At 41.5% G+C, this 26,900-nt stretch carries 30 protein-coding genes; 8 read left to right on the plus strand and 22 right to left on the minus strand.

Annotated elements, in window-relative coordinates:
• Positions 1–69 precede the first annotated feature (69 nt).
• Positions 70–183 carry a GapA-binding peptide SR1P gene (locus tag AC622_RS20730; RefSeq protein WP_082197143.1) on the minus strand — a complete coding sequence of 38 codons (114 nt, stop codon included), beginning with the start codon at positions 181–183 and terminating at the stop codon, positions 70–72.
• Between the two features lie 229 nt (positions 184–412).
• On the opposite strand from AC622_RS20730, the gene AC622_RS13605 reads away from it, so the two are divergent.
• The gene (locus AC622_RS13605; RefSeq protein ID WP_049671554.1) at positions 413–826 is read left to right on the plus strand and encodes a DUF1885 family protein; all 414 of its coding nucleotides are present in this window, start codon (positions 413–415) and stop codon (positions 824–826) included.
• Between the two features lie 40 nt (positions 827–866).
• On the opposite strand, the gene AC622_RS13610 is transcribed toward AC622_RS13605, so the two are convergent.
• The 7 genes from AC622_RS13610 to AC622_RS13640 all read right to left on the minus strand — a co-directional run bounded on the left by AC622_RS13610 (position 867) and on the right by AC622_RS13640 (position 8,705).
• A complete protein-coding gene (locus AC622_RS13610; protein WP_049671555.1) occupies positions 867–1,298 on the minus strand; it encodes a VOC family protein in 432 nt (143 codons plus the stop codon).
• Positions 1,299–1,440: 142 nt separating this feature from the next.
• Entirely contained in the window at positions 1,441–2,253 is an 813-nt protein-coding gene (locus AC622_RS13615) for a polysaccharide deacetylase family protein (protein WP_331456712.1), read from the minus strand.
• A gap of 127 nt (positions 2,254–2,380) precedes the next feature.
• The gene (gene lpdA, locus AC622_RS13620) at positions 2,381–3,790 is read right to left on the minus strand and encodes a dihydrolipoyl dehydrogenase (protein WP_049671557.1); all 1,410 of its coding nucleotides are present in this window, start codon (positions 3,788–3,790) and stop codon (positions 2,381–2,383) included.
• A 3-nt stretch (positions 3,791–3,793) separates the two neighbouring features.
• A complete protein-coding gene (locus AC622_RS13625) occupies positions 3,794–5,119 on the minus strand; it encodes a dihydrolipoamide acetyltransferase family protein (protein WP_049671558.1) in 1,326 nt (441 codons plus the stop codon).
• A 269-nt stretch (positions 5,120–5,388) separates the two neighbouring features.
• Entirely contained in the window at positions 5,389–6,366 is a 978-nt protein-coding gene (locus tag AC622_RS13630) for an alpha-ketoacid dehydrogenase subunit beta (protein WP_049671559.1), read from the minus strand.
• A gap of 3 nt (positions 6,367–6,369) precedes the next feature.
• Positions 6,370–7,485, minus strand: coding sequence for a pyruvate dehydrogenase (acetyl-transferring) E1 component subunit alpha (gene pdhA, locus AC622_RS13635; RefSeq protein WP_049671560.1), 1,116 nt, complete (start codon positions 7,483–7,485; stop codon positions 6,370–6,372).
• 551 nt (positions 7,486–8,036) lie between these two features.
• Positions 8,037–8,705, minus strand: coding sequence for a YkyA family protein (locus tag AC622_RS13640; RefSeq protein ID WP_049671561.1), 669 nt, complete (start codon positions 8,703–8,705; stop codon positions 8,037–8,039).
• Positions 8,706–9,175: 470 nt separating this feature from the next.
• Between AC622_RS13640 and def the strand changes: the two genes are divergently transcribed.
• On the plus strand, positions 9,176–9,730 hold the full coding sequence (gene def, locus AC622_RS13645) for a peptide deformylase (protein ID WP_049671562.1): 555 nt from the start codon (positions 9,176–9,178) through the stop codon (positions 9,728–9,730).
• A 219-nt stretch (positions 9,731–9,949) separates the two neighbouring features.
• Here the strand turns inward: def and AC622_RS13650 are convergent, their stop codons facing one another.
• On the minus strand, positions 9,950–10,720 hold the full coding sequence (locus AC622_RS13650; protein ID WP_049671563.1) for a Cof-type HAD-IIB family hydrolase: 771 nt from the start codon (positions 10,718–10,720) through the stop codon (positions 9,950–9,952).
• A gap of 578 nt (positions 10,721–11,298) precedes the next feature.
• Here AC622_RS13650 and AC622_RS13655 point away from each other — a divergent pair.
• Together AC622_RS13655 and rnjA are read left to right on the plus strand one after the other, a co-directional pair.
• Positions 11,299–11,511 carry a DNA-dependent RNA polymerase subunit epsilon gene (locus tag AC622_RS13655; RefSeq protein WP_049671564.1) on the plus strand — a complete coding sequence of 71 codons (213 nt, stop codon included), beginning with the start codon at positions 11,299–11,301 and terminating at the stop codon, positions 11,509–11,511.
• Positions 11,512–11,514: 3 nt separating this feature from the next.
• A complete protein-coding gene (rnjA, locus tag AC622_RS13660; RefSeq protein WP_049671565.1) occupies positions 11,515–13,182 on the plus strand; it encodes a ribonuclease J1 in 1,668 nt (555 codons plus the stop codon).
• A gap of 54 nt (positions 13,183–13,236) precedes the next feature.
• Here the strand turns inward: rnjA and AC622_RS13665 are convergent, their stop codons facing one another.
• Positions 13,237–14,226: a cytochrome d ubiquinol oxidase subunit II gene (locus AC622_RS13665; protein WP_049671566.1), complete on the minus strand. Its 990-nt coding sequence runs from the start codon at positions 14,224–14,226 to the stop codon at positions 13,237–13,239.
• Positions 14,227–14,491: 265 nt separating this feature from the next.
• Here AC622_RS13665 and AC622_RS13670 point away from each other — a divergent pair, with 265 nt between their 5' ends.
• Positions 14,492–15,355: a mechanosensitive ion channel family protein gene (locus AC622_RS13670; RefSeq protein ID WP_053103763.1), complete on the plus strand. Its 864-nt coding sequence runs from the start codon at positions 14,492–14,494 to the stop codon at positions 15,353–15,355.
• 52 nt (positions 15,356–15,407) lie between these two features.
• Here AC622_RS13670 and AC622_RS13675 read toward each other — a convergent pair whose 3' ends face one another.
• The 6 genes from AC622_RS13675 to AC622_RS13700 form a co-directional block, all read right to left on the minus strand.
• Positions 15,408–16,526: an N-acetyldiaminopimelate deacetylase gene (locus AC622_RS13675; RefSeq protein ID WP_049671567.1), complete on the minus strand. Its 1,119-nt coding sequence runs from the start codon at positions 16,524–16,526 to the stop codon at positions 15,408–15,410.
• A 69-nt stretch (positions 16,527–16,595) separates the two neighbouring features.
• Positions 16,596–17,306 (minus strand): 2,3,4,5-tetrahydropyridine-2,6-dicarboxylate N-acetyltransferase, encoded by a 711-nt coding sequence (gene dapD / locus AC622_RS13680; RefSeq protein ID WP_049671568.1) that lies wholly within the window; start codon positions 17,304–17,306, stop codon positions 16,596–16,598.
• Between the two features lie 65 nt (positions 17,307–17,371).
• Positions 17,372–18,262, minus strand: coding sequence for a LysR family transcriptional regulator (locus tag AC622_RS13685; RefSeq protein WP_049671569.1), 891 nt, complete (start codon positions 18,260–18,262; stop codon positions 17,372–17,374).
• Between the two features lie 78 nt (positions 18,263–18,340).
• Positions 18,341–19,852, minus strand: coding sequence for an MDR family MFS transporter (locus tag AC622_RS13690; protein WP_049671570.1), 1,512 nt, complete (start codon positions 19,850–19,852; stop codon positions 18,341–18,343).
• Between the two features lie 114 nt (positions 19,853–19,966).
• Positions 19,967–20,413, minus strand: a complete 447-nt coding sequence (gene cbpB, locus AC622_RS13695) for a cyclic-di-AMP-binding protein CbpB (protein ID WP_049671571.1) — start codon at positions 20,411–20,413, stop codon at positions 19,967–19,969.
• Positions 20,414–20,520: 107 nt separating this feature from the next.
• On the minus strand, positions 20,521–20,760 hold the full coding sequence (locus tag AC622_RS13700; protein WP_049671572.1) for a YkuJ family protein: 240 nt from the start codon (positions 20,758–20,760) through the stop codon (positions 20,521–20,523).
• A gap of 311 nt (positions 20,761–21,071) precedes the next feature.
• Here AC622_RS13700 and AC622_RS13705 point away from each other — a divergent pair, with 311 nt between their 5' ends.
• Positions 21,072–21,302, plus strand: a complete 231-nt coding sequence (locus tag AC622_RS13705) for a glutaredoxin family protein (RefSeq protein WP_049671573.1) — start codon at positions 21,072–21,074, stop codon at positions 21,300–21,302.
• A 52-nt stretch (positions 21,303–21,354) separates the two neighbouring features.
• Here the strand turns inward: AC622_RS13705 and AC622_RS13710 are convergent, their stop codons facing one another.
• The 3 genes from AC622_RS13710 to AC622_RS13720 all read right to left on the minus strand — a co-directional run bounded on the left by AC622_RS13710 (position 21,355) and on the right by AC622_RS13720 (position 23,302).
• Complete coding sequence (locus AC622_RS13710; protein ID WP_049671574.1) at positions 21,355–21,999, minus strand: DUF3993 domain-containing protein; 645 nt, start codon at positions 21,997–21,999, stop codon at positions 21,355–21,357.
• Between the two features lie 114 nt (positions 22,000–22,113).
• Positions 22,114–22,878: a 2,4-dienoyl-CoA reductase gene (fadH, locus tag AC622_RS13715; protein ID WP_049671575.1), complete on the minus strand. Its 765-nt coding sequence runs from the start codon at positions 22,876–22,878 to the stop codon at positions 22,114–22,116.
• Positions 22,879–23,086: 208 nt separating this feature from the next.
• Positions 23,087–23,302: a hypothetical protein gene (locus AC622_RS13720; protein ID WP_049671576.1), complete on the minus strand. Its 216-nt coding sequence runs from the start codon at positions 23,300–23,302 to the stop codon at positions 23,087–23,089.
• A 314-nt stretch (positions 23,303–23,616) separates the two neighbouring features.
• Between AC622_RS13720 and AC622_RS13725 the strand changes: the two genes are divergently transcribed.
• Entirely contained in the window at positions 23,617–24,411 is a 795-nt protein-coding gene (locus tag AC622_RS13725) for a metallophosphoesterase (RefSeq protein WP_231589534.1), read from the plus strand.
• A 30-nt stretch (positions 24,412–24,441) separates the two neighbouring features.
• Here the strand turns inward: AC622_RS13725 and crcB (AC622_RS13730) are convergent, their stop codons facing one another.
• Together crcB (AC622_RS13730) and crcB (AC622_RS13735) are read right to left on the minus strand one after the other, a co-directional pair.
• Positions 24,442–24,798 (minus strand): fluoride efflux transporter CrcB, encoded by a 357-nt coding sequence (crcB, locus tag AC622_RS13730; RefSeq protein WP_049671578.1) that lies wholly within the window; start codon positions 24,796–24,798, stop codon positions 24,442–24,444.
• Positions 24,795–25,181 (minus strand): fluoride efflux transporter CrcB, encoded by a 387-nt coding sequence (crcB, locus tag AC622_RS13735; RefSeq protein ID WP_331456713.1) that lies wholly within the window; start codon positions 25,179–25,181, stop codon positions 24,795–24,797. The genes crcB (AC622_RS13730) and crcB (AC622_RS13735) overlap by 4 nt, the downstream gene beginning before the upstream one ends.
• Before the next feature lie 202 nt (positions 25,182–25,383).
• Here crcB (AC622_RS13735) and AC622_RS13740 point away from each other — a divergent pair, with 202 nt between their 5' ends.
• Positions 25,384–25,881, plus strand: coding sequence for a YkyB family protein (locus AC622_RS13740; protein ID WP_049671579.1), 498 nt, complete (start codon positions 25,384–25,386; stop codon positions 25,879–25,881).
• Positions 25,882–25,910: 29 nt separating this feature from the next.
• On the opposite strand, the gene corA is transcribed toward AC622_RS13740, so the two are convergent.
• The gene (gene corA, locus AC622_RS13745) at positions 25,911–26,894 is read right to left on the minus strand and encodes a magnesium/cobalt transporter CorA (protein WP_049671580.1); all 984 of its coding nucleotides are present in this window, start codon (positions 26,892–26,894) and stop codon (positions 25,911–25,913) included.
• Positions 26,895–26,900 lie beyond the last annotated feature (6 nt).

Raw genomic sequence — 26,900 nt, forward strand, 5'->3', positions numbered from 1 at the left:
GGTAACTAACTAGATTCATCGTTAAATAAGATTATTTAGCAAGAAATGAACCGGTCCAGCGACAAATGATTACTTTTCGTGGCAATTATGGCAATCAGCGCAATTAGCGTATAATACAGTCACTTTCTCGTCTTCAAAATGATCAATGGTTGTATTACATCCTGTACATACGATTGTACCCATTCATTTCACTCCTTCAATTAATTTAATCGCTTTATAAAGAAAGCACTTTACTACTATATACACCATAATAATATAACACATTTAAAAAAACAAGCCTAAATTGTATGTAATATTTAAAAATAATATATCCTTTTACCCATAACCCTTTTGTTAAGAATTCCCTTCTGAACCTCTAACTCTCATGGTAAACTATTTTACAAGGATTACCATTCAAATAAAGGAGGCTTATATGTCACTTCGATCCTATATCAGACTGCAAAATCAAACCATCTCAATTGAAGAAGTACAGAAAATGATTGATGACTATCGTCAATCCGTCCAAAAAACTGGTAAGCAATTAGACTATTCCTATGAAGAGAAAGCTTTTCCCTATTCCATCTTCACCCCTGAAAATCAAGGCAGTGGCGAATGTCTCTATCTCTCTTCAAAAGATCCTGACTATCACCTGATTAGAATAGGGATTGGCGAAGAGCCAATACCCGGTATGAAGGGTGATTTATCCCCTTATATCGAAATTAGCCTTGAGAGAAACTCGACATTCGCAGATAAAGGAAAAGCAAATGAACTGGCCAAATATATGGCTAAAAAGAAGCAAGGGGACCTTCAGCTCTTTAACGGCAGAATCATGCACTTCCACAAATAATAAAGGGGACCAGCCCTTTCACGGGCTGGTCCTCTTTAATTTAATCCATATGATGACTTAATGTGTTTAATTGCCAATAAACGCCGTACTGATCAATCAATTGACCATACAAGGAGCTCCAAGGGGTCTCCTGCAAGGGCATGATGATTTTTCCGCTTTCTTTCAACCGATCAAAAAGCCGTCTTGTCTCCTCTGCATCATCTGACTGTATGGCTAACGTAATATGGTTACCTAAATGAAATGGATGACCAGGCTGATTGTCCGACAGCATGAATTCAGCTTCACCAGCCTTAACCAATGCATTCAGGACCAATTTCTTGTTCGCCTCAGGCATTGGATTTTCAGGGTTATCTGGTAAATCGCCAAATGTCTGGAGATTGTGAATCTCCGCCCCTAATGCTTGTTCATAAAATGATAAAACCTCTTGACCATTGCCATTTGTGACTAAATAGGGAGTCAGTGCCTTAATCAACTTAAAACCACCTTTCCTCATATCAGAGTTACAAATCACTTAAAGACAATCACTTCCTTTAGGTAAATTATACCAACAAGAACAGAGAATTGTCCATCGCTGATCGTCATACTCTTGGTCTGCTGCCCAGTCAAAGTGTTGATCATGATTTTATTCTATTCGGATCGATAACTTCATATCCTTTATCTTTCAAGCCTTGCACGATTTCAGCAAGGGCCTCACTCGTCCACTTCCGATCATGCATGAGAATATTTGCTCCATCAAATAAGTATTCACTATTCAGCGTTACATCTATAAGGGCATCTTTCGTTTGATACCCTTTCTCCCAATCATAGCCCATCGTCCAGTTCATTAATTGCATATGTTCTTCTTCGACTATATTCTTGGAAAAATCCGTATTCTGACCAAATGGCGCACGGAAGAATCGAGGCTTTGAGCCAGTTATTTCTTCAACCAAACTGTTAACCCGGCGAATTTCTTCTACCTGCTCCTGTTCGGTTAAATCTGGCAAAGAGGCATGGCTATATGTATGGTTGCCAATTTCAAAGCCCATATCTGCAATTTGCTTAAGGATATCCTTCTTATCATCAGACTCTAATAAATGCCCATTAACAAAAAAGACTGCCGATACATTTAATTCCTTTAATGTTTTGGCCATCTCTAAAGCATGTTCATCAGGAGCGTCATCAATCGTGAGCAGCGCGACCTTTTTATTTTCATCACCCACCGGCTCGATCTTCCAATTCGCCGTATTCACTTCATAATCCTGTTTGATTTGCTGCACGGCGACTTCCTGCTCCTCCTTTTCCTCCGGCTTCACTTTTTCTTTCGTTTCTTCTTCATTTTGAATTGGTGCTGTTTCATTTTTCTGCGAATGATCCTCTGCTTGATCCTTTTCAGAGCAGCCAGAAAGAATCAGGAAGGATACAGCTAAGATGGCGGAAATATATTTCACGTAAACCAAGCCTTTCTCTAGTTAGAATGAACAACTAAATTTTACCATTCCAATCCTCGTGATGCGAGCTTTAGACAATAAAAAGCGCTGAAAACCAGCAGGTCTCCAGCGCTTGAATAAAACGAATTTATTTAATGATATGGATTGGGCTTCCTAATGCTACTTCAGCCGCTTCCATAGTGATTTCACCTAATGTAGGGTGAGCATGGATTGTCATAGCAATATCTTCAGCAGTCATACCTGCTTCAATCGCAAGTCCAAGCTCAGCAATCATATCAGAAGCTCCTGGTCCGGCAATTTGCGCACCAATCACAAGGCCGTCTTCTTTACGAGTGATCAACTTCATGAAGCCTTCAGCCGCATTAAGCGCAAGTGCACGACCATTTGCTGCGAATGGGAATTTCGCTGCAACGATATCCAATCCTTCTTCTTTCGCTTGAGCTTCTGTATAACCTACAGTTGCTAGTTCAGGCTCAGAGAATACAACGGCTGGAATACCGAGGTAATCAATTTCAGAAGAATGTCCTGCAATCGCTTCAGCAGCAATTTTGCCTTCATAAGAAGCTTTATGAGCCAATTGCGGTCCAGTGATAATATCACCAATCGCAAAGATATTGCCTACAGATGTACGGCATTGTTTGTCTGTTTTGATGAAGCCTCTTTCATCAAGCTCAACACCAACTTGTTCCAAGCCGATTTCATCTGTATTTGGTTTTCTTCCGACAGTCACTAATAGATACTCAGCTTCAAGTTTTTTCTCTTCGCCTTTTTCTTCATAAGTGACGATGACGCCATTTTCTGTTTCTTCAACGCCTTGAGCTTTCACTTTTGTAAAGATATCAACATTTTTCTTCTTCAAGTTACGCTTAACGATAGAAGACATTTGTTTTTCGAAAGCAGCAAGGATTTCATCCATTCCTTCTAGAATGGTTACTTTTGTACCAAAGTTAGCATATACAGATCCCAACTCAATTCCGATTACACCGCCGCCGATGATGGCCATGCTCTCAGGAATATGGTCAAGATTCAAAGCACCAGTTGAATGAATAACGCGTTTAGAATATTTGAACGCAGGTAATTCAATCGGACGAGAGCCCGTTGCGATAATCGCATTTTTGAATGTGTATGTTTGGGCACTGGTTTCAGTCATAACACGAATATTGTTCGCATCAACGAAATAAGCCTCGCCTTTGACAATTTCAACCTTGTTGCCTTTTAACAGGCCGCCGACACCGCTTGTCAATTTTTCAACAACAGTGCCTTTCCATTTTTGAACCTTTGAGAAATCTACTTTTACGTTTTCCGCAGAAATTCCCAGGTCCGCTGAATTTTTCGCATCATGATAGCGATGTCCAGCTGTAATAAGCGCTTTAGAAGGAATACATCCTACGTTTAAGCAAACGCCGCCTAGTTCCCCTTTTTCTACGATGGTTACTTTTTGTCCAAGCTGTGCAGCACGGATAGCTGCTACATATCCTCCAGGACCGGCACCAATTACTATAGTATCTGTTTCAATCGGAAAATCACCTACAACCATGTCTTACCCCTCCATCAATAGTAGTTCTGGATCATTTAATAAGCGTTTGATATGATTTAATGCATTTTGGCCAGTAGCTCCATCAATCATACGGTGGTCAAAGCTTAAAGATAATGCTAATACCGGAGCTGCAACAATTTCACCATCACGAACGATTGGTTTTTCTGCAATACGGCCAATACCTAAGATAGCTACCTCAGGGTGGTTAATAACAGGTGTGAACCATTGTCCGCCAGCAGAACCGATATTGGAAATTGTGCAAGAAGCACCTTTCATTTCGTTTGGAGCCAATTTGCCATCACGTGCTTTTCCAGCAAGTTCATTAATTTCATTAGAGATTGCGAACATTGATTTACGATCGGCATCCTTCACGACAGGAACGAGCAAGCCTCTTTCTGTATCAGCAGCGATACCGATATTGTAATAATGCTTATGAATAATCTCAGATGTAGCATCATCTAGAGATGTATTAAGTGCAGGATATTCACGAAGAGCACTTGTCAAAGCTTTTACGACATACGGAAGGAATGTAAGCTTGATTCCTTTTTCTGCTGCTACCTCTTTGAATTTCTTTCTGTGAGCAACAAGTTTCGTTACATCCACTTCATCCATCAAGGTTACGTGAGGAGCTGTATGTTTAGAATTAACCATAGCTTTAGAAATGGCTTTACGGATACCGCTCATTTTCTCGCGTGTTTCAGGATATTCACCTGCAGGGATTGGCTGAGGAGCCGCTTTTTGTTCTGCAGCTTTTTCCTCTGTTTGTGCTGGCGCTGCTTCTTGTTGGCTTTCGCCGTTCATGAACGCTTCAATATCTTCTTTCAGCACACGGCCATTTTTGCCTGAGCCAGAAACCTTCTGAATGTTCACGCCGTTCTCTCTAGCAAATTTACGGACAGATGGCATAGCAATGATGCGTTTATCAGATGCGTCATCTACTTGATCTTGAGCACCGGCTCCGGTTTGGGAGTCTTGTTTTTCAGAAGGTGCAGCTTGTTTTTCAACATCTTGGCCGCTTTCAAGTGTTGATTGCACTTGAGCTTCTGTTTTTTCTTCCCCATGCTCCCCTTTAAATTGTACATCTTCATATCCAGGAGCATCAAATGATACGAGTACATCACCTACAACAGCTACTGTACCTTCTTCTACAAAAATCTTTTCAACCGTACCTTCAACCGGTGATGGGATTTCTACAACTGCCTTGTCATTTTGCACTTCACAAAGCACGTCATCCTCTTGTACCTTATCACCTGGTTTGATGAACCACTTAACGATTTCCCCTTCATGTATACCTTCGCCGATGTCCGGAAGTTTAAATTCAAAAGCCACGGCTATCATCCTCCTAAGATCTTATTTCTTTCTATTAGGGAGAGGAAATGCTTGCGCATCTCCCCCCTATCTATCAATAACACCTCGGCGTTTTGCGGCGAAAAGTTGTTCGGGCCCTTGCCCGAAAGCCATTCATTCAACTCAACTTTTCTGCCATCCGCCGAAGGCTTCACTTTATTCAGCAGGAGTTTGCACTCATCAATAAAGTCTATTGTTTAACTTGCATCAATCTCACCAGTTTATTTAAGCGGGAGACTTTTGCAAAAAAGTTAAAACTCTAGAACTTTTTTCGCTGTTTCAAGTACGTCTTTATAGTTTGGAAGCCAGATTGGCTCTGCTTGTGAGAACGCAAATACTGTATCAGGCGCTGTTACGCGAAGAACTGGAGCCTCCAAGCTAAGAATCGCACGGTCATTAATTTCTGCCACTACTTGTGCAGCAATACCAGCTTGTTTTTGTGCTTCTTGAACAACAATTACTCTTCCTGTTTTTTCAACAGAGGCGATGATTGTGTCAATATCAAGCGGGCTGATTGTCCGCAAGTCGATTACTTCAGCAGAAACTCCTTCTTTTTCAAGTTGTTCAGCTGCTTTAATAGATTCCTGCACCATTGCACCGTAAGTGACAATTGTAAGGTCTGTACCTTCTCTTTTCACATCCGCTTTTCCAAGTGGAATCGTGTATTCCTCTTCAGGCACTTCTTGGCGGAATGAACGATATAGTTTCATATGCTCCAAGAAAATGACTGGGTCGTTGTCACGAATAGATGAGATAAGCAACCCTTTCGCATCATATGGAGTAGATGGAATAACGACTTTAACACCAGGTGTTTGAGCCATCAAACCTTCAAGGCTGTCTGCGTGCATTTCTGGTGTATGAACCCCGCCTCCAAATGGTGAGCGAATCGTAACTGGAGAATGATATCTTCCGCCGGAACGATAGCGCATACGCGCCATTTGTCCTGCGATGGAATCCATAACTTCGAATAAGAATCCAAAGAATTGAATTTCAGGAACAGGACGGAAACCTTGCAAGCCGAGTCCAATTGCCAAACCGCCGATTCCGGACTCTGCTAAAGGAGTATCGAATACACGATCTTCACCGAATTCCTTTTGTAATCCTTCAGTTGCACGGAAAACCCCGCCGTTAACCCCGACGTCCTCACCGAATACGAGAACTTTTGGGTCATTGCGCATTTCTGTGCGCAATGCATCTGTGATGGCTTGAATCATTGTCATTTGGGCCATGGCTTACTTCGACTCCTTTTCTGCATAAATTTCGTATTGTTCCTCTAAGTTAGGAGGAAGTGTTTCAAACATGTTTGTGATCAAGTCTGTTACTTTTTGTTTTGGTGTATTGTCAGCCTCTTTAATGGCTTGTTTAATATCTTCTTTTGCTTGTTCAATGATTTCGTTTTCCTTCTCTTCGCTCCATAGTCCTTTACCTTCCAAGAACTTACGGAAACGAACAAGCGGATCTTTTTTCTCCCACTCATTGTCAAGATCAGCTGTACGGTAACGAGTTGGGTCGTCGCCGGCCATTGTATGCGGACCATAACGATAAGTAAGCGTTTCAATTAAAGTAGGACCTTCACCGTTGATTGCTCTTTCACGCGCTTCTTTAACGACAGCGTATACAGCAAGCGGATCCATACCATCAACTTGAACACCCGGGATTCCAGCGGCAACCGCTTTTTGAGCTAGTGTGCGAGAAGCTGATTGAACCTCAACTGGTGTAGAGATGGCAAAACGGTTATTTTGGACGATAAAGATTGCTGGAGCTTTGAAAGCACCCGCAAAGTTAATTCCTTCATAGAAGTCCCCTTGGGACGTACCGCCGTCACCTGTATACGTAACAGCAACCGCTTTCGAATTGTTTTTCTTCATGCCAAGAGCTACTCCGGCACATTGAACGTATTGAGCACCAATGATGATTTGTGGAGAAATTACATTAACGCCCTCTGGAATCTGGTTCCCGGCAAAATGTCCGCGAGAGAATAAAAAGGCTTGGCTTAATGGAAGACCGTGCCAAATCATTTGCGGAACATCACGATAGCCAGGAAGAATGAAATCTTCTTTTTCAAGCGCAAATTGTGATGCAAGCTGAGAAGCCTCTTGACCAGCAGTAGGTGCATAGAAGCCTAATCTTCCTTGTCTATTCAAGGAAATGGAACGTTGGTCCAAAATACGTGTATAAACCATACGTGTCATCAATTCTTGAAGCTGTTCGTCAGTTAGGTCAGGCATCGCTGATTCGTTTACGACTTCCCCCTCTTCATTCAAAATCTGTAACGTTTTGAATTGCTCGTTGACGATGTCCAATTGCTTCTCTGCCTCAAACAGGACTTTTTGTTGTTTAGAAGCCATAAGATTCCACATCTCCCTTTCTCAATATAGTAAATTGTGAAATTATTAAGTATACAACTACTAGTTTTCCACAGGAAAACTAAAAGGTTATTTCTAACAGGTCATCTGTATCAATATTTCCTCTGGCAAAAATAGTACAATTGTATGAACAGTTAAAGTTTACCTAACAACACGAACCTAGTCAACTAATATGTTTTTGTCTGATATTTTCCATCTATATCCTCTATTGCCATTCGCAGCTGTTATATATTATAACGAATTTATACTAGTACAGATTGGATAGAGACTTTTATCCTAAGGGTTTGTCTATCATTATTGTCCCCTATATCAACCTGACCAAAACACCTATAAACGTATAATTTCCGCACAAACATTGGTAATCATTGGTCACATTTCCATAAGATTCATTGAAATCGCATTAAAATCCATCGGACATCGAATAAGATTTTTCTCCCTATCATTCATAGAATTACACATCCGCACATGATTATTGACCCTCAAACACCCTAAGATTTACAGACAAAAGAAAACCGCCTGCATTTGTGCGGCGGTCATGGTTGTTCACTATCTACTTCAATTCCTGCAAGATTATAGAAGCTTATTTTTTTATTATTATACTTTTCTGTTTGTTCATTGAATTGAGCATTAGCCTCTGATAGCTCTGTATAGGTCTTATTCACACTCTCAATCTGTGTTTCGAATTGATCCTTCGTTGCCTTCTCATCCTTAAAAAGCTCATAAAGCTTTTTCTCTTCAGCCAGGCTTGCTAGATATAAATCATACAATTGATCATAATCGTCATATCGCTGCTTCATAATCTTTTGCAGAGCGGCAGCCTCTGTTTGAGCCTTCTTATCTGACAGCTCTTCGATAAGACCATCAAAATCTCCAAATCGCTCACGAGATTCGTTGATGCTTTCTTTCTCTTTCTTCATTAATTCTTCTCTTTCCTCTATTCCGGTGATTGCCTCGTCAGAAAGAGTCTTAATCTCATCCATCTCTTTCATGCCCAATTCAATGATTTGAGCATAAATCTCATTGTCTTCTGCTTCAAGCTTTTGAAGCGGCTCATGCTGTTCTTCATACCCCTGTTCAATGGAGGCGAGCTCCTCAAGAAGATCATAACTCTCCTCTTCCGGAGTCTTGCTGCTGCAGCCGGCAATAGCAACTGCAAGCACACTTCCGAGCAGGACAATCCGTAACTTTTTTAATCCTGTCATTGTTCTACACTCCTATCACTATTACTATATCTAACCAGTCATATTTTGACAACTTATATCATATATACCAATAAGCAGATCTTTATCATAAAGTGAAACTTCCTTCAGCGGAGTGTTCCTCCTCTCCACTGATGGTTAGTTGAACCAATCGGGCTTTTATGGACAATTGACCTCCCACCTATACTTCTCGACTTTCTTACATTCTTTTAGGCGGGAGTCTTACTGTCCGTTAATGCGGGATTAAGTGAAACTTCCAACAGCGGAGTGTCCCTCCTCTCCGCTGATAGTTAGTTGAACCAATCGGGCTTTTATGGACAGTTGTTCACACGCCTATTCATCTTGGTTTCTCATGTTCTTTTAGACGGGATGCTTCCTGTCCGTTAAAGCTAAATTAACAAGCTAATTAACATTTATCAATTGATTTGATACACTAGAAGGTATTAATGCAGATGTTCATGAGGTGAAACACAATGATTACAATGGCAGATATCATTAAGGAAGGCCATCCGACACTGCGTCAAAGGGCCGCAGAAGTGACAATTCCTCCAACAGAGGAGGACAAAGCAACACTGAAAAGTATGCTTGAGTACTTAAAGAACAGCCAGAATCCAGAGATAGCAGGCAAATTCGGGCTTAGAGCCGGAGTTGGACTAGCCGCTCCGCAAATCAATGTTTCAAAACGGATGCTTGCCATTTATGGAACTGATGAGAAGGATAAGCTTCATTCCTATACCCTGTTCAATCCAAAGATTGTCAGTCATTCAGTCCAAAAAGCTTATTTATCCTCAGGGGAAGGCTGCTTATCAGTCGACCGCCCTGTTCCGGGATATGTACCTCGTTATCATAAAGTAAAGGTTCAGGCCTTCAATATGGATGGCGAGCCGATTACCATCCGTTTAACGGGATTAATGGCCATCATTATCCAACACGAAATCGACCATTTAAATGGCGTCATGTTCTATGATCATATCAATGCAGAACAACCATTTGCCGAAGTAGACAATGCCGTGATCATCGAACGGTAATCAAACAAAAAATCCCTGCATTCCTCTCTAGAAATGATAGGAATGCAGGGATTTTAACTTTGGCTCTGTTTGTTGATTGCAGCGGAAGGTGTGGTTGACTCCTGCGGAATCAGCGGATAGGAAGACACCAACTGATGCGCCCAAACACTCGAATAGGCTCCCCGACCGCCCTTGGTTTCACCGCCCGCAATCAACACTTAAGATTAACAAAGCTTATCTTTAAATAAGCTTCAATTGTTTTAAGGCATAATAGATTCCATCATCATCCACGCTCTTTGTAACAAAATCAGCATGCTCCTTCACCTGCTGTACACCATTGCCCATGACAACTCCGCATCCAGCTGCTTGGATCATCTCCATATCATTCAGAGCATCCCCAAAGGCATACACATCATCCATCGTGAAGCCCTTGCGCTTAATAACCTGTTCAATCCCCTTCGCCTTTGAACCTCCTAATGGAACGACATCCATTGAATAAGGATGCCAGCGAATGAATTGAATATCTGGATATTTACCCTCATAAAGCGCGGTTTCATGCTCCTCACAGAAAAGAAGCCCTTGATAGATATCCTGCTCCTTATAATAAACCGGGTCCAGTTCCGGATGAGGGAAGTGCAGGGTTCCCAAACTTTCTTCAATATACGGGTCATGCTTGACATTTGCTTTCATCGTCACATCATTCATAAATACCATTGAATGGCCATGCTGCCCGCTGTCCATTTCAAGTCTTGTTAATTGTTCTCTAGATAAAGGATTTCTATAAATCACTTCACCTTCAAAGACAACATATTGCCCATTAAAGGACACATATGAATCAATCTCCAGCTCCTTCAATAAGCCCTTGATCATAAATGGCGCTCTGCCAGTTGCAATGGCAATATAAGTACCATTTTTCTTTAATAAACGCAAAGCTTCCTTTGTCGACTGTGGAATCTTCTTCTCTGAATCCAGCAGTGTACCATCAATATCAAAAAAACAAATCTTTCCCATGACCTTCCTCCAGCCTGCATGTAAATACGTTTGATTTTTCCCATCTTCATACTATCACTAATATAATGACCCTTCCACTCCGTCACTTAAACATGACCATCCATAAAACACTGTCAATATATAACAAACTAAACAGCACCTGCCCGACATATACTATGAATATTCAAACGAGATAAGAAATTAATGAAAAGCATGCATATAAATCTGCAGATGTATTTACTTTCATTAAATAACCATTAAAATAAGAAGTAAAGGAGATGGTCAACCATGTTAAAAAAGCTCAGAAAAAAGCTTCTTAAACAATGGAAGGACCTGATGGGCAGGAAATCAATTGCATAATTTTTTGAAAAGCCCTTCAAATATCCTTGCGGAGGGCTTATTCTTTCGGTAAAGTAGATAACAGTCCACGCATTAATGGTTTAAACATGCAATGGTTAGGATATTTTCTTATAATAGTGACTAAAGGAACAAACCAAAAAAGGAAAACACTTTGAATAGATAAGGTGGCCTGGTTGTTGCTCCATGCCGCCTCTTTATTTATAAATTTTATTAGAGTTTAGTTAGGAGAGATTTTTATTATGATTTTTAAAGTTTTTTTTCAGGAAAATGCCGCTGAGGTACCTGTACGCGAAAAAACAAAAACTGCTTATGTTGAAGGAACATCTGAACGTGATGTTCGTCAAAAGTTAAAAAGCCTTCCTTTTAACATTGAATTTGTACAAGTACTTGATGCGGAATACTTGGAGTTTGAAAAGCAAAACCCAGATTTCCGCATCATGGAGATTGAGTAATATATGAAGTTCGTTAAAAATGACCAAACAGCTGTTTTCGCCCTTGGAGGGCTTGGCGAAATCGGCAAAAATACGTATGCGGTACAATTCCAAGATGAAATCGTCTTGATTGATGCCGGCATCAAATTCCCTGAGGATGAATTATTGGGTATCGATTATGTGATTCCTGACTATTCCTATCTTGTCAAAAACGTTGATAAGATTAAAGGACTATTCATCACACATGGCCATGAAGATCATATCGGCGGGATCCCTTATTTGCTCAAACAAATCAATATCCCTATATACGGCGGTAAGCTTGCCATCGGCCTGGTTAAGAAAAAGTTAGAAGAGCACGGACTGCTACGTCAAGCAACAATCCACGAAATTAAAGAGGATGACATTATCAAGTTCCGTAAAACTTCTGTTACTTTCTATCGGACAACCCATAGTATCCCTGATTCCTACGGGATTGTCGTAAAGACACCTCAAGGAAACATCGTTCATACAGGGGACTTCAAATTCGACTTCACACCGGTAGGAGAGCCTGCAAACTTAACAAAGATGGCTGAAATCGGAAAAGAAGGCGTCCTATGCCTTTTGTCTGACAGCACGAACAGTGAAATTCCTAATTTCACCATGTCTGAGCGTAAAGTGGGCGAAAGCATCCAGGATATCTTCCGTAAAGTGGATGGGCGGATTATTTTTGCAACATTTGCCTCTAATATTCATCGCCTGCAGCAAGTAACAGAAGCAGCCGTTGAAAACGGACGCAAGATTGCCGTATTTGGCCGCAGCATGGAAAATGCCATTGAAATTGGTCTTGAACTCGGATACATCAATGCACCGAAGGAAACATTCATTGATACCCAGACATTGAATCGGACACCAGCAAATGAAGTAACCATACTTTGTACTGGATCACAGGGTGAGCCAATGGCAGCGTTATCAAGGATTGCCAACGGAACACATAGACAAATTCAAATCATCCCAGGAGATACGGTTGTCTTTTCTTCTTCCCCTATCCCTGGAAACACCATCAGCGTTTCACGGACAATCAACATGCTGTACCGCGCAGGAGCTGACGTTATTCACGGGCCGCTCAGCAATATTCACACATCCGGTCACGGCGGACAAGAAGAACAAAAGCTTATGCTTCGCTTAATGAAGCCGAAATTCTTCATGCCGATTCACGGGGAATACCGCATGCAGCGCACACATGTCCAGCTTGCTGTTGATTGTGGTGTAAAGGAAGAGAATTGCTTCATCATGGATAACGGCGAAGTACTCGCTCTTACACAGGACAGCGCATCCGTAGCCGGAAAGGTACCTTCTGGAAATGTCTATATTGACGGAAGCGGTATAGGTGATATCGGGAATATTGTGCTGCGTGACCGACGCATCCTTTCAGAGGAAGGATTGGTAATCGTTGTTGTAAGCATCAATATGAAGGAATTCAAGATTGCAGCCGGACCAGATATCATCTCAAGAGGCTTTGTCTACATGAGAGAATCCGGTGACTTAATCAATGATGCTCAAAACTTGATTACCCAGCATTTGAACAAAACGATGGCCAAGAAAACAACTCAATGGTCTGAAATTAAGAATCAAGTAACTGATACACTAGGACCATTCTTATATGAGCGGACAAAGCGCCGCCCAATGATCCTTCCAATTATCATGGAAGTATAATCGACAACGCAAAAGCGCAAGGCCCTTTCTAAAGGTGCCTTGCGCTTTTTATTATTATTCTTTTTTATCATCAAGCAGTTTCCTGACCATTCGTCCAAAAGGGACAATCAAGAGCACTCCGATTATTAACAGTGCCGCAAGCGCCGCCCAGCCTCTCTCCCCCTTAAAAGACTGAATCGTAATAAACGGGTCCAAAATAAAGGGAAGATGTGAAATTCCATATCCAAAAAAGGCCGTCAAGAATTGCAATAGAACAAACAGGAAGGCCAGACCCTGCCTCTTCCTCGTATAAATCAGATAAACAGCCCCAAAGTAAAAGATAAGAGATAGGGCGAACAGCCACCATACATCCAGACCGCTCTCAAAATGGCGAATATTATGCCCTCTCAGCGAGACAATAACCAGGATAGAGGCAAAGATAGCCGGCACGCTCCAAAACAAAGCATACCCCCTTGTCGTCTCACTGGCGGCTATGTCTCCCATTCTTTGTTTATAGAAATACAAAAATGATGCGCTGATAAACAAAACACTCACAACCGCAAGGAAAACAACACTCCATGAATAAGGACTTAAAAACAGCTTCCAGCTTAAAAGCTCCACCACTTCGTTCTCTCTGCGGATAAAACCTCCCTCAGAGATGGTCAGGCCGATAGAAAGGGCCGCCGGAATCAATAAGCCGGTTGAACCATATACGAAGAGAAACCAGCCTGTGTTCTTTTCTTTCTTGTATAGCAGGTGGGCTAAATAACGAATCAAAATCAAGATGACGACAACTATACCGGGAATGATCAAAGCCCTCCCATAATATTCGAGCGTATCTGGAAAAAAGCCAATCAACCCTACTACAAATAGAACAAAGAAGATAATCGTTATATGCCATAGGCGTGGATCATAAGCGTTCTCAAGTTTATGTACACTTGGTTTTTTGCTGACAAATCTGCCATAATAGGCGAAAAAACCGATTCCAAATTCAATGGAGGCAATGATGATATAAATATATAAGTAGCACCATAGTATCCCCATTGTGACTAATTCAACACTCATGACTCTTAGCCTCTTCTTTCCGTTATGTTTTCTCCATTTGACCATTATAATGTTTTTAAGCCAATGATTCATATGGATAAATTGTGACAAAATAGCCTACTTTAAATAATATCGAAGAAAATTTATCTTGCACAGCAGAAAAGTTGAAAATACCATCTTTTACATTAAATAGTAGCAGATATCATAGAGAAATTTCATTTATTATTATAGGAAACTATTGTTTTTCAATCAATTTTTCCTTTATTCTATTAGAGGAGATGTTTTATTGGAGAAAGAGAAAGGAAATGGTCACATGAATTTATACATGTCGGCTGCATTCAATTGGGCTAATATCCAATGGGAGCAACTGCTTATTGACATAGGAGAGGTATTATTAAGGGTCCTTTTCTTCTATGTCATCTACAAATTAATCAAGATTTTCACAAACAAGGTCGTTGAAACGATCTTTGCCCGTCTGCAAGCGAAAAGCAAAGGAACAGATAACCGCACAAAAACACTTGAATCATTGACGAAAAATATTATCAGCTATATTTATTCATTCATATTAATCGTCACTATTCTGGAATTATTCGATATTAAGGTAACTGCCATCCTTGCCGGTGCTGGAATTGTCGGCCTTGCTGTCGGTTTCGGGGCACAAGGCCTTGTCAGTGATGTCGTTACAGGTTTCTTCATCCTTCTTGAAAGACAAATTGATGTCGGTGATGAGGTGACAATCGGACTTATAAAGGGAACCGTTGAAGTTGTCGGTCTTAAGACCCTTCAAATAAGGGATTATGACGGAAGCCTTCATTTCATCCCCAATAGACAGATTGCCACAGTAAGCAATCATTCACGAGGCACAATGAGAGCGATGGTTGAGATCAAGTTAAGCGAGAATGACCATTTCGATCTCATTACCATGGTCATTCAGGATATTTGCAGAAAAATGGCGGAGGAAAATGACGATATCGTCCTTGGTCCAGACATTCTCGGTATTCAAGAGCTTGGCATTTCGGATTTCACGATTCGGATTGTTGCAAGAACAACCAATGGGCAGCAGGCATATGTTGAGCGTGTACTGCGCCAGCAAATCAAGCTTGCCATTGATGAGATTAGAAAACAAGAAGCAGCAAAAGCGGCAGAATAGGACAGAGAATAGGCCAGGTCCATTTAACGGACCTGGCCCTTTTTTCTCAAGATTATGCCTTATGCAGGTAATCGCTGATAAGATTAACGGCAAATTCAATTGCTGCTTCATCAGGGTTCATTTTCGCATGATGAAGACCATACGGGGAATTAACACCAAGCCAGAACATAAAGCCTGGGATATCCTTGATCATATACCCAAAGTCTTCCCCTGTCATGGCCTCCTTGCACTCAACCAAGGAAGCTTCTTTATGCTCATGTACAAATGACATGAACTCCTTCGTGACGTTTTCTTCATTATAGACTTGATAATAAGATGCCCCAAAATCTATTTTGACCTGGCAATTGAAGGTAACCTCAGCACCCTTCGCCATTTGCTTAATCCTATCCCTGACTAATACCATCGCATCCTCTGACAAGGTTCGGATTGTTCCCTCAATACGGGAGGTTTCTGCAATGATATTCTGGACCGTTCCTCCCGTAATCTTCCCAATGGTTACAACAGCCGAATCCATCGGATTAATATTTCGAGAGACAATCGTTTGAAGCTGATTAACAAACTGACAAGAAGCTACTACCATATCATTCGTCAAATGTGGATAAGCGGCATGACCGCCTTTACCGATAAAATCAAGATATAATTCTGATGTATTGGCAAAAAGCAGCCCCGGCTTCGTCGCGATTGTCCCAACTGGATATTCAGGCGCCACATGAAGCCCAAAGATCATCTCAGGCTTCCATCGTTTGAAGATATCCGTCTGAATCATTTCCTGCGCACCGCCAGGTCCTTCTTCAGCTGGCTGGAACATAAAAAGGACATGATCATTAATAGGATTTTTTACAAGTTGGGTTAACACTCCTAGAGCAATGGTCATATGGAAATCGTGCCCGCAAGCATGCATCCTTCCTTCATGAAGAGAGGTGCAGGACAGACCTGTTTCCTCTTTAATCGGCAGCCCGTCTATGTCTGCTCGATAACCAATTGTCCTTTTCGGGCTAAGTCCCTTGACGCGAACAAAGATACCTGTTTTCCACGTTTCCCATTCGACACTTTCCTGCGGAAGGCTTTTTATGTAATCCAGTAAATAGGCCTGTGTTTTGAATTCCTGGAAGCCAAGTTCAGGTATTTGATGCAGGTCCCTCCGGATTTTAATCAGCTTATCCTTATCCACTCTTTCTCCACCTCGACTTTCATCTGAAAACAGGCGCGGAAAGTCATTTCCGCGCCCTCTCATTCAGGATTAGAGCTGTCGAAGCTCGTCCTTGATTTCAATTTTTGATTTTTCAACATCGTTGATATGTTTGATGACTTTCGCAGGAACACCTGCTACCACCGTATGGGCAGGTACATCCTCTACAACGATTGCACCAGCTGCGACAACGGCTCCTTCGCCAACTCGAACACCTTCTAGAATGACAGCATTTGCCCCAACGAGAACATTATCCTCAATCACAACTGGGTTCGCAGAAGGTGGCTCGATTACACCAGCTAAGACAGAGCCTGCACCAATATGACAGTTCTTCCCTACTGTTGCACGTCCTCCAAGCACAGCGTTCATATCAATCATCGTTTTTTCGCCAATGCTGGCTCCGATATTGATGGAGGCACCCATCATGATAACAGCATTATCACCGATATGCACTTGGTCACGGATAATAGCACCAGGTTCAATACGGGCATTGATTCCTTTAAGATCTAAAAGAGGAATAGCAGAGTTGCGTCGGTCGTTCTCTACAACATAATCTTCAATCTTCTCTTTATTCTCTTCAAGTACTGGCTGGATTACAGACCATTCTCCGAAGACAACTCCAGTACTGCCGTTAATAAAGGCAGAAGCTTCGGGACCGAAATCAAGTCCTTCCAGCTGTCCTTTTATGTATACTTTCACCGGGGTTTTCTTCACACTATTTCCGATAAAAGAAATAATCTCATTAGCGTCCATCATTTTCATGCTGATTCCTCATCTCCCACTACATAATTTTCTTAACTTTAACAAACAAAAAAATGAAATTCAAGTCAATCCTTACATTTTGATTCAGCGGTCATCATCTGAAGCGCAAGGTCAACAAATGCCTTTACCTGTCTAAGTTCTAATGACGCTTCACTGCAGACAATCCATGTTTTCCGGTCAACCGCCTGCCCGTCTTTATCAAACAAAGGAAGCTTATAATAGGAAGCATCCTCTTCCCTTAAGGAGATTCCCGGCAAGATGGCATATCCAATTCCATTCATCACCATCTGTTTACAGGTTTCGATTTGGTCGACTAAGATTGTCCGCGTCGGCGGAATACTATAATGACGAATCCACCAATTCTGGATTTCCCTATAATAGTTTGAATCACTCTTAAATAGAATAAAAGGTTTCTCCGTATCCATCGCGTCTGAAAGCTGGCTCAATTCTGTATCAACCAAAAATAAAGGATCATTAAATAACAGCTTCTTATATCCGCTCCAGTCTGGGCTCCCTCGCAAAATACCAATATGAGCATTCCCATTGTATAAATTCTCGATCATTTCGCTACTCCAACCGGTTACAAGCGAGATTTTAACATTGGGATAGGCTGCTACATATTTCTTCAAAACCGAGGGAAGCCAGTACTGACCGGCGATAGAAGCGCTCGCAATCTTTAAGGTCCCTTGAACATCATGTGTAAGGGCATCCACTCTTTCGCGCGCCTTACTCTTTAACTTCAATGAATCCCGCGCATATTGAACGACAATCTCTCCCGCCTCTGTCAGCATCATTCCCTTTGGAGAACGGATAAAAAGAGCGGTACCCCACTCTCTTTCAATCGATTGAAGGCGCTGAGACAAAGCCGGCTGGGAGACAAACATTCTTTCAGCCGTCCTTCTCAAATTCAATTCTTCTGCCAATGTGTCCAATAGTTCAAAATCGGTTATCATCATTCGGTTCCCTCACTGCTCTATATCCTTTAATCGAACGCACAGTTTATTGTACCTTCTAACCTCAGGTAACCGCAAACATTAACCACGTGATTCTTCGACTTCTTTTCTTGGCATGAAAAGGATAAGAATGAGCGCACAAAGCGCAAGGATAAAGACTCCTGTATAAACGTATCCCAAGGCATGCGTCAGTCCGCTTTGCAGCTGGCTCAATTTTTCCGGAGCCAATGTACTGCGTACTTCAGCACTTAACAATTCATTTACGGAATTGAGATCAAGCTTCTCACCCGAATAATCGTGACTTAGAAAATATGCCTGAAGGCGATTGTTAAGAATTCCTCCCAGCACGGCCGCTCCAACAGTATTACCAAGATTCCTCATAAACATATTGGCCGCTGTTGCCGCACCGCGGCTCTCCCATTCCACCGTGGACTGAATGGAAACGATGAAGGCTGTACTTGTCAAGCCCATTCCAGCGCCAGTCAAGAACGATCCAAATGCTGCTAAGAAAGGATTTGGAAGAGAGGGAAGAAGCATAAATATCGTTCCTCCAAACACAAGAAAGACACCGCCAAGGATACACGTTTTTCTGTACCCAATCTTTAAAAGCAGGTAACCAGATGCCGTAGAGGCAATTGGCCATCCGATTGACATGACTGTCAATGTAAACCCTGCAATCGTGGGTGAAAGCCCCATTACACCTTGAACAAAGGCAGGCAGATAGCTTGAGATTCCGATTAAAATCATCCCAGTCAAAAGAGAGGTTAAATTAGCAATGAGAATGGGACGGATTCTCCAAACAGCAAACGGCATCACCGGCTCCTCAAATCGATTCTCATGTCTAACGAACAAATAAAACAACAGAGCGATAATCCCTATGTACAGAAAACTTTGCGAAGACAGCCAGTCAAAGCGGATGCCACCTTCCACAAACACATACATAGAAAGCGTAATAGAGCCTGTAATCAGCGCTGCACCCAAATAATCAATTTTATGCTTTTTCCGCTTTACTTCCTCATGGAAGAAGAAGACTAAACCGCATACGGCCAGAAGTCCAAGGGGAATATTGATCCAGAAAATCCAGCTCCAAGAGGAATACTGAACAAAAAAGCCACCAAGGGCAGGTCCTAGAATCGCGGAGATTCCCCATACGCTTGATAAATATCCTTGAATCTTTGCCCGCTCTTCTCGCGAGTAAATATCACCTACCACTGTCATGGCAATGGGCGTAACCGCTCCAGCTCCAAACCCTTGAATGAGCCTGAAGAAAATCAGACTTTGCATTGACCAGGCAAAACCGGCAAAGAGAGACCCAATCATAAAGACAGAGATTCCAAACAACAATACAGGCTTACGGCCAAATAAGTCAGCCAGTTTTCCATAGATGAGCACTGTTACCGTATTCATGAGCAGATAGGCTGAAAATACCCAGCTGTATAGTGAAAATCCCCCTAGCTCGCCGACAATCTCCGGTAAGGCCGTTGAAACGATTGTTCCCTCAACAGCACTCATAAAGGTTGCCAGAATAATGGAAATAAGAACGAGCGGGCGGTTCGTTTTTCTTTTCTTACTATTCGTTTTTTTCGTCTCCAAAACAGAACCCCCTTAAAAACCATTGTATCCAAAACGAGGAATCCAAGAAAGTCCCTTCCCTGTATATTCCTTCAGAAAGATAAGAAAAAGCCTCCTAACGATGGAGGCTCTTCATTAATTGTATTTCATTTTCTTCACCAATCGGTTTACTTGCTTTAAAATCTGTCTTCGCGTTAGAATTCCTGCAAATGTCCCTTTATTCTCCACCACACATATAAACGGATGATCGATTAACAATTCCAATGCTTCCTCAATGGCATCGTTCACATCAAGACATGGAATGTCACCGTTCATCACATCCTCAACCTTAATCTGGTCAAGCTTCTCAAACTCAATTCGCTCAAGTCCCATTATGACATCCATAATTTTGGGTGTACTAATCAAGCCCTGAAGCTTAAATGTATGGTCGAGAACAGGTATGGCCGTATACCCGCTTCTTGTCAGGACAAGAAGGGCATGTTCGAGATTATTACCCTTTTGGACATGTGCCACACGTTCAGACGATATCATCAAATCTTTGACAGCCAGTTCAAACCCATCTAATTTTTGTATTTCCAACATGGAAAAGAACCCCTTTATCTAGTCATCCATCATTAGCAGATGCTATTCTTGGCGGTGTTTTTTATGATTTTAGTGGCAGCATCCTTTTATGATGTTCATCGATCTAATTAGCTGTAGATTAACTCAAAAATCTCAATAGCGATCATATCAATATTATCAAATTGATATTTCAAAGTCTTCCCTTTGTCTTGGAAAATTTCCAACTCAAATGTTTCTGTTTTATCAAAGAAAGTGACTTGGCATTTCACCTGGCCTTCAACTTCAAACACACGTTGTGCTGTATCAGATACTTTCGCTTGCTCTTGCAAATTTTTTAATCGTGTAAGAATTCCTTGTAAACGTGACATATTTAATATATGCTCCTTTCGTGACTACCAACAAATAGTTTCTCTTAGGTATCCATCATTTATAGGATAGTGGAATAAGCCTTAATTGTACACCAAAAGTCTTTACTTATTCTTTGCCATTTATGTCAATGTGTTACCCAATTTAAGAGACTTACCCATTTTAACATAAAAACAATGGGATAAAAATTCCACTCACCTATTTTTTCATCCGGAATTTTTTGGTCAGATTCTTTCATATACCCCAAAGCCCTCTTTTCCATGTTACGATAAGCAAAGAGTAAAACGATGATTATAGAAAGGGGTTGAGCGTAGTGGAACCCATCCTATTCTTTACACAGCCCGGATGCCCGCCATGCGCCTTTGCAAAAAATTATTTTGATGAACACGGCATTGCCTATACATTACTTGATATCAAGAAGGATGCCAAAGCTCGAAAGACATTAATGAATCAATATGATTCCTATTCGACGCCTACCTTCGTCATTAATGGAGAAGTCATCATCGGCTTCGATCAAGAGCGGATTACCAAGGCGCTCGGTTAATTGGAAAAGCCACTCTGATCTTAGAGTGGCTTTCATGGTCATACCTTATCAATTATTCGACTGATATCCATCCTAAGGAAGCAAATGGTGTAACGGATGCGTATTTGATGAATCCAAGCACGATTCCCCAGATTCCGTCATCAGATTTAGTAACTTCTGATTGGTCGTTTTCACTCTTTTCAACCGTAGGATTATCACTTAATCCCTCGGGATCGAAGCTGATTTGATAGTCATCAATGGCCCATTCATTGTCTTTAAACGTCAGCCCAACGGCCTCATAATGTCCATCATAGCTTACAGGTCCTTCACTTGATTCTTCAAACCATTCATACACATACCATTTATCCCGCTCTGTGTCATAGCCAAGCTTTGTGTTTTCATCATATGTAAAGAAAGGGATATAATAAAGGGCAAAATCAGTCCCGTAGGCAAGATATCCTTCCCCATCCATATTCTCCTTCACATTCATCTCAATAAAATCCTTTGTGTATTCCTTCGTAAAGTAACGCCCAAGGGATTCTTCTATCTCTTCCATGCTTCTTGGGTTTTCAGTTATGGCTAATTGGGCATCAAAAGCTTCCTGCAGGAAACGAAAGGCTTCCTCCTCACTTAATGGCCTGTCCGCTTTTACATTCAAAAGAGGAAAGACGATGAATATGGCTAAAGACGCAAGAAACGTTCGCAAAAGATGCTTCATTCTTCATCCTCCTATAGTGTAGGAATTTGTTCGTATAATTAGGCTATTCCCCATTTATGAAGACCTTACACTTTTCATTAGAAAAAGATAGAAAACCCTTTCCTGCACCCTAAATCAGAAAGTATATTGCCGCAAATGTGATCCCCCATCCATCGAAATGCACTCTCCATTTATATATTGCGCCTGGTCCATAAAAAGGAAACAGGCAAGTTCAGCAATCTCTTCAGGTGTTCCAAGACGGCCAAGCGGGACATGCTCAATCGTCCTTTTTTCCGCCTCTTCAGATTGAAACAGTTTCCCCGCTCCTCCTGTACGCTCGATTGGACCCTGTGCAATGGCGTTAACTCTTATACCATATTTCCGCCCCCATTCTACAGCCAATGTTCTTGTCATAGCGAGTACACCTGCTTTAGCCGAAGCAGAATGAACGACATGCGGTGCTGCATCCCAAGCATAAGTCGCAATCATATTCGTGATAGATCCTTTTATCTGATGGTCAATCCAGTATCTTCCGACAGCACTGCTGCAATAAAAGGTCCCATTTAACACAATATCAATAACAGCCTTCCACCCATTAGGAGATAAATCCTCTGATGGACAGATAAAATTCCCCGCTGCGTTATTGATCAGGAAATCCACAGTCCCAAAGGTACGCACGGTCTCTTGTACCATTTCGTTTACATCCTCCACCAGGCGGACGTCCATTTGAATGGTCAAGAGTTCTCCTTCTTTAGCGGCGATTTCTGCCTTTGCTGACTCCAGTCTTTCATGGTTTCTTCCCGTGATGACCACCTTCGCCCCTTCCGAGATGAATTTCTTTGCCATGGCTAAACCCATCCCGCTTGAACCGCCGGTAATGATAACTACCTTCCCCTTCATCCTATCCCTCCATTATTAAGAATATTCAATTAATTTTACCACATTTACATCCAAATAATGTAAGTTAATAAAATTCTAAATTCCCGGCATAGATGAGCAATAGCTCTATTTATCTATTGACCTTCAAGGAAACAAAAAAAAACAGACGAATAACCAAATGGTCACCCGTCTGTTGGACTAATCGTATTTAAGGGAATTTCCCAATCACCTAAGAAGCTTTAATCATCTCATTAAATTTTGATAATGTGCTGATCAATGTCTGCTTCTTATGAATCCCTTTCCCGTTAACCTTTATACCATTTAACACAATAAATACTCGGCCTGTCTTGCCGTTCTGTTTAAAACCATAAATGTATACTTTAATCATCCCGAATTTTGAAGGAATATACAACATTTCATATTGCTTGCTTTTGCTTTTATTCATTTTCAACATCCTCATCTTTTAGACTTCGGGAAATGTACGTTGATGATTAGCCTTCCACATGAAAAGCATAAGGGTTATTATTATAGTTTACCTTAAACCATCCTAATTTACCATAGATTGAGAGAAAGTCCTTCCTGCATTCGAATTACTTAACAAACCAAAGCCCTGCATGATAGGATGGGAAAGAATATAAAAAGCAAAATTGCAAAGAAAAGGGAAATACCATGAAAACACTTTCAAGACGTTCTTTTCTAAAAAAAGGGGCGCTATATGGAGTTACCCTGCTCACTTCATTAGCGGGGGGAAGATACTATATGAAGGAAGTAGAACCTGATTGGGTTGAAATCAACCAGTATACATATTCGCATCTTCTGATTCCTCCTTCATTTAACCAAACCCGTATCGTCCAATTTAATGACACCCACATCGGATTTCAATATGACTTGACTGATCTAAAAAAGACCGTTCAAACTATTAACGATTTCAAGCCAGATTTAATTTGCTTTGCAGGGGATTTACTTGACAATCCGGATGAATATAGTGTCCCCTCAGAATTATATAGCCTTCTAAACTCTTTGAAAGCTCCTCTCGGAAAATACGCTGTCTACGGGAATCATGACCATGGAGGTTATGGAACAGAGCTTTATGAACAAACGATGGACAAATGCGGCTTTAAAGTACTAAAGAATGCTTCTGATATCGTTCAAAAGAACGGGGAAAGCATGCTGATTGCCGGTGTAGACGATTCTAGTCTTGGTGCACCAGATATCGCCCAAGCACTCTCTGGGAAACCAAGAAACCTGTTTACCCTTCTTTTATCCCATGCCCCAGATTATGCGAACGAAGCCGCTCGCTACCCCGTTCATTTGCAATTGAGCGGTCACAGCCACGGGGGACAAGTACAGATTCCCTTGGTAGGTCCATTGATTACACCGCCGCACGCTAAGGAATACAATGAAGGATTATACGAATTAAGCGATTCCTTCTCCCTCTATGTTAACCGAGGGTTAGGAACTACCAGGATTCCTTACCGTCTGCTATGCAGGCCTGAGATTACTGTCTTTGACCTTTATCATGGCGAAGCCGGCATGCAGCCCTCCGAGACATGAAACAGCAGGCGTTTCTAAAACGCCTGCCTATTATTTGAATGCTTGGCCCAGCCAATAGGCGGTCATACACAGCATCACCGACCCAAGCAAGGACAAGAGAAGATAAACAGTAAGCGTGCTTAGCCTCTTCTCCTTCCAAAGCTGAACTGTTTCCACACTAAAGGTTGAGAAGGTTGTGAATGCACCTAAACATCCGGTAAAGATCAATCTGCCTTCTGGAGATGCTGCATTCAACCCAATCCCGGCCATGAGTCCAATTAAGAAGGAACCGGATAAATTAATGAACAGCACTGCTGAAGGAAAGATAGAGGTTCTCCCTTTCATCCCTTCTGTTATTGCATATCGTATGAACGTGCCAATGAATCCTCCTAACATAACTGAAATCATTTGACTACCCCCCTGCCTTTACGAAGTAAGGCAGCCGCCGCCAGCCCGCATAAGGCCATGCCGACCCCAATGAATAAGGTAAGCATCATATATAGAAGTGCAGCTGCAGGATCTGTATCCAAAAGTCTGACCGTCTCCAGGGCATATGTACTCATTGTGGTGAATCCGCCGCATAATCCGGTTCCCAGGAAAAGTTTTAAATTCGAAAATCTCTCGTCCCTAAATAAGGAAAAGGTCAAAAAGGCTAAAATAAAAGAGCCGATACTATTAATCAGAAATGTCGCCAAGGGGAAAACTGTATAAGGGATGATCTCATTCATTCCGTACCGAAGGCATGCGCCTATCGCTCCGCCCAGAGACGCTAGTAGACCATTCTTCATCATTTTATTCACTCACTTATGTATAAGATATGCATTTAGAATACTCATCCCTCATCAAAAAAGCAATAACCCTTCATTCATTAAGCAATTGGTGATAACTCGAGCGATGTTTTCCCTTTCATCCATTTGCTAGACACGGTATAATTATTAGTATCAAACTTAGTATTCACCGCTAAAATACACGAAAGAATAGAAAGGACAATTTATGAAAGAAACGAGAGGGAACAACCGAAATCAAAAATCCTACTCGGCAGATGATTTGGCCGAAGCCATTTATTCTGTAAACAGGCATGCTAAAACAGCCTCAAATCCAAAATTTCTTTATCACTTAAAAAAGTGTTCATTAACCAAAATGCTGGAAGAAGGAAAAGCGAAGAAGCTTGGGCTTCAATTCTCCGATCACCCTCATCTCAGTTTCCAGCAGTCTGATGTGCTGATTGAATGCGGAAAGTATACCTTTCATATCCCCCCATGCAAAGGGGACTTTACGAATTTGCCACATTTAGGCCATCTATCAAAAAACATTCGTAATCCATCCTCAAAAATTCCTCTCTCTAAAGCCAAGCAGCGATTGATGATTTACACTGGCATTAAAGAGGAAAGCCAAGATACTGGAAGAAAACAGCACTCACCGCGTAAATACTATAAACCAACATTTGCACGGCTTGGAGAAAGCTATCCTTATACAGAGTGGAAAAAATAAGAACTGCTGATTTAATTGTTTCAGCAGTTCTATCCACCATGCTCTTTATTCCTTCCTCTCTTAAATACTCTTGCCCGGAAAACCCACCCTTTCGCCTTAAAGAAAACCACCATTACAACAGCACTAATTCCCATTACGAGCATCACATACCAAAAACCGTGTTTCCATCCGGCCATTGGCATAAAAGAGAAATTCATACCGTATAGACCAGCGATAAAGCTGAGCGGCATAAAGATCGTCGTAATGATGGTGAGCGCCATGATTGTTTCATTCATATTATTGGAATTTACACTCATGTAATTATCGCGCAGGTCTGCTGAAAAATCCCGGTATCCCTCAATCATCTCCCGTAATTTCAAAAGATGGTCATACACATCATTAAAATAATATTGTTTCTCAGAAACAAGGGTCATTTTTTCCGTATGTGTAATGCGGTAAAGTAAATCATTCATCGGAAGTATGACCCTTCTAATTCTGAAAATAATCATCCTAAGATCATATAAATGATTCATCAATTCCTTAATGGAGAGCAAATCTGCATTTTCCTCCAGAGCATTCAGCCTTTCCTCGATATCATAGGCCTTTGGAAAATATTCATCGACTACCCTGTCTATCAATTGGTGCAGGATATCAATCGGGGTATCCAGCGATTGACCGAGAGCCGTTTCCCACACCTCATGTATTGCGTTAATTGTCATTTGATGATAGGTAATAATAAATTGCTTACTAACAAACAAATCTAGCTCGGCCATTAAATAATCCTCTTTAAGTGCATAGATGACAAGAAACATATAATCCTCAAAAAAATCGACTTTAGGCCGTTGATTGATAGCATCTAAGCAATCCTCCACTGCCAAGGGATGAAACTGATATTGGCTAAACAGTCTTGCTGCTTCTTCTTTTGTCGGAGACGAAAGATCCACCCAAACCCATTCATATTCGCCTAATTTCGAAAGGGAATAATCTGCCTCCTCGACCTTGCCGGTTGGTGTCTTCCCCAGCATGCGATACATCTTAAT

The sequence above is a fragment of the Bacillus sp. FJAT-27916 genome (assembly GCF_001183965.1).
Lineage (GTDB): Bacteria > Bacillota > Bacilli > Bacillales > Pradoshiaceae > Pradoshia.

Bases quoted from the DNA above. Each gene is read 5' to 3' on its own strand.
- def (WP_049671562.1), top strand. From the start codon at position 9,176: ATGATTACAATGGCAGATATCATTAAGGAAGGCCATCCGACACTGCGT.
- pdhA (WP_049671560.1), bottom strand. From the start codon at position 7,485: ATGGCTTCTAAACAACAAAAAGTCCTGTTTGAGGCAGAGAAGCAATTG.
- AC622_RS13740 (WP_049671579.1), top strand. From the start codon at position 25,384: ATGAAAGAAACGAGAGGGAACAACCGAAATCAAAAATCCTACTCGGCA.
- AC622_RS13710 (WP_049671574.1), bottom strand. From the start codon at position 21,999: ATGAAGCATCTTTTGCGAACGTTTCTTGCGTCTTTAGCCATATTCATC.
- crcB (WP_331456713.1), bottom strand. From the start codon at position 25,181: ATGATGAAGAATGGTCTACTAGCGTCTCTGGGCGGAGCGATAGGCGCA.
- corA (WP_049671580.1), bottom strand. From the start codon at position 26,894: ATGTATCGCATGCTGGGGAAGACACCAACCGGCAAGGTCGAGGAGGCA.
- AC622_RS13630 (WP_049671559.1), bottom strand. From the start codon at position 6,366: ATGGCCCAAATGACAATGATTCAAGCCATCACAGATGCATTGCGCACA.
- AC622_RS20730 (WP_082197143.1), bottom strand. From the start codon at position 183: ATGGGTACAATCGTATGTACAGGATGTAATACAACCATTGATCATTTT.
- AC622_RS13725 (WP_231589534.1), top strand. From the start codon at position 23,617: ATGAAGGAAGTAGAACCTGATTGGGTTGAAATCAACCAGTATACATAT.
- AC622_RS13720 (WP_049671576.1), bottom strand. From the start codon at position 23,302: ATGAATAAAAGCAAAAGCAAGCAATATGAAATGTTGTATATTCCTTCA.
- AC622_RS13650 (WP_049671563.1), bottom strand. From the start codon at position 10,720: ATGGGAAAGATTTGTTTTTTTGATATTGATGGTACACTGCTGGATTCA.
- AC622_RS13655 (WP_049671564.1), top strand. From the start codon at position 11,299: ATGATTTTTAAAGTTTTTTTTCAGGAAAATGCCGCTGAGGTACCTGTA.
- lpdA (WP_049671557.1), bottom strand. From the start codon at position 3,790: ATGGTTGTAGGTGATTTTCCGATTGAAACAGATACTATAGTAATTGGT.
- AC622_RS13700 (WP_049671572.1), bottom strand. From the start codon at position 20,760: ATGTCACGTTTACAAGGAATTCTTACACGATTAAAAAATTTGCAAGAG.
- rnjA (WP_049671565.1), top strand. From the start codon at position 11,515: ATGAAGTTCGTTAAAAATGACCAAACAGCTGTTTTCGCCCTTGGAGGG.
- cbpB (WP_049671571.1), bottom strand. From the start codon at position 20,413: ATGTTGGAAATACAAAAATTAGATGGGTTTGAACTGGCTGTCAAAGAT.
- crcB (WP_049671578.1), bottom strand. From the start codon at position 24,798: ATGATTTCAGTTATGTTAGGAGGATTCATTGGCACGTTCATACGATAT.
- AC622_RS13605 (WP_049671554.1), top strand. From the start codon at position 413: ATGTCACTTCGATCCTATATCAGACTGCAAAATCAAACCATCTCAATT.
- AC622_RS13665 (WP_049671566.1), bottom strand. From the start codon at position 14,226: ATGAGTGTTGAATTAGTCACAATGGGGATACTATGGTGCTACTTATAT.
- AC622_RS13640 (WP_049671561.1), bottom strand. From the start codon at position 8,705: ATGACAGGATTAAAAAAGTTACGGATTGTCCTGCTCGGAAGTGTGCTT.
- fadH (WP_049671575.1), bottom strand. From the start codon at position 22,878: ATGAAGGGGAAGGTAGTTATCATTACCGGCGGTTCAAGCGGGATGGGT.
- AC622_RS13685 (WP_049671569.1), bottom strand. From the start codon at position 18,262: ATGATGATAACCGATTTTGAACTATTGGACACATTGGCAGAAGAATTG.
- dapD (WP_049671568.1), bottom strand. From the start codon at position 17,306: ATGAAAATGATGGACGCTAATGAGATTATTTCTTTTATCGGAAATAGT.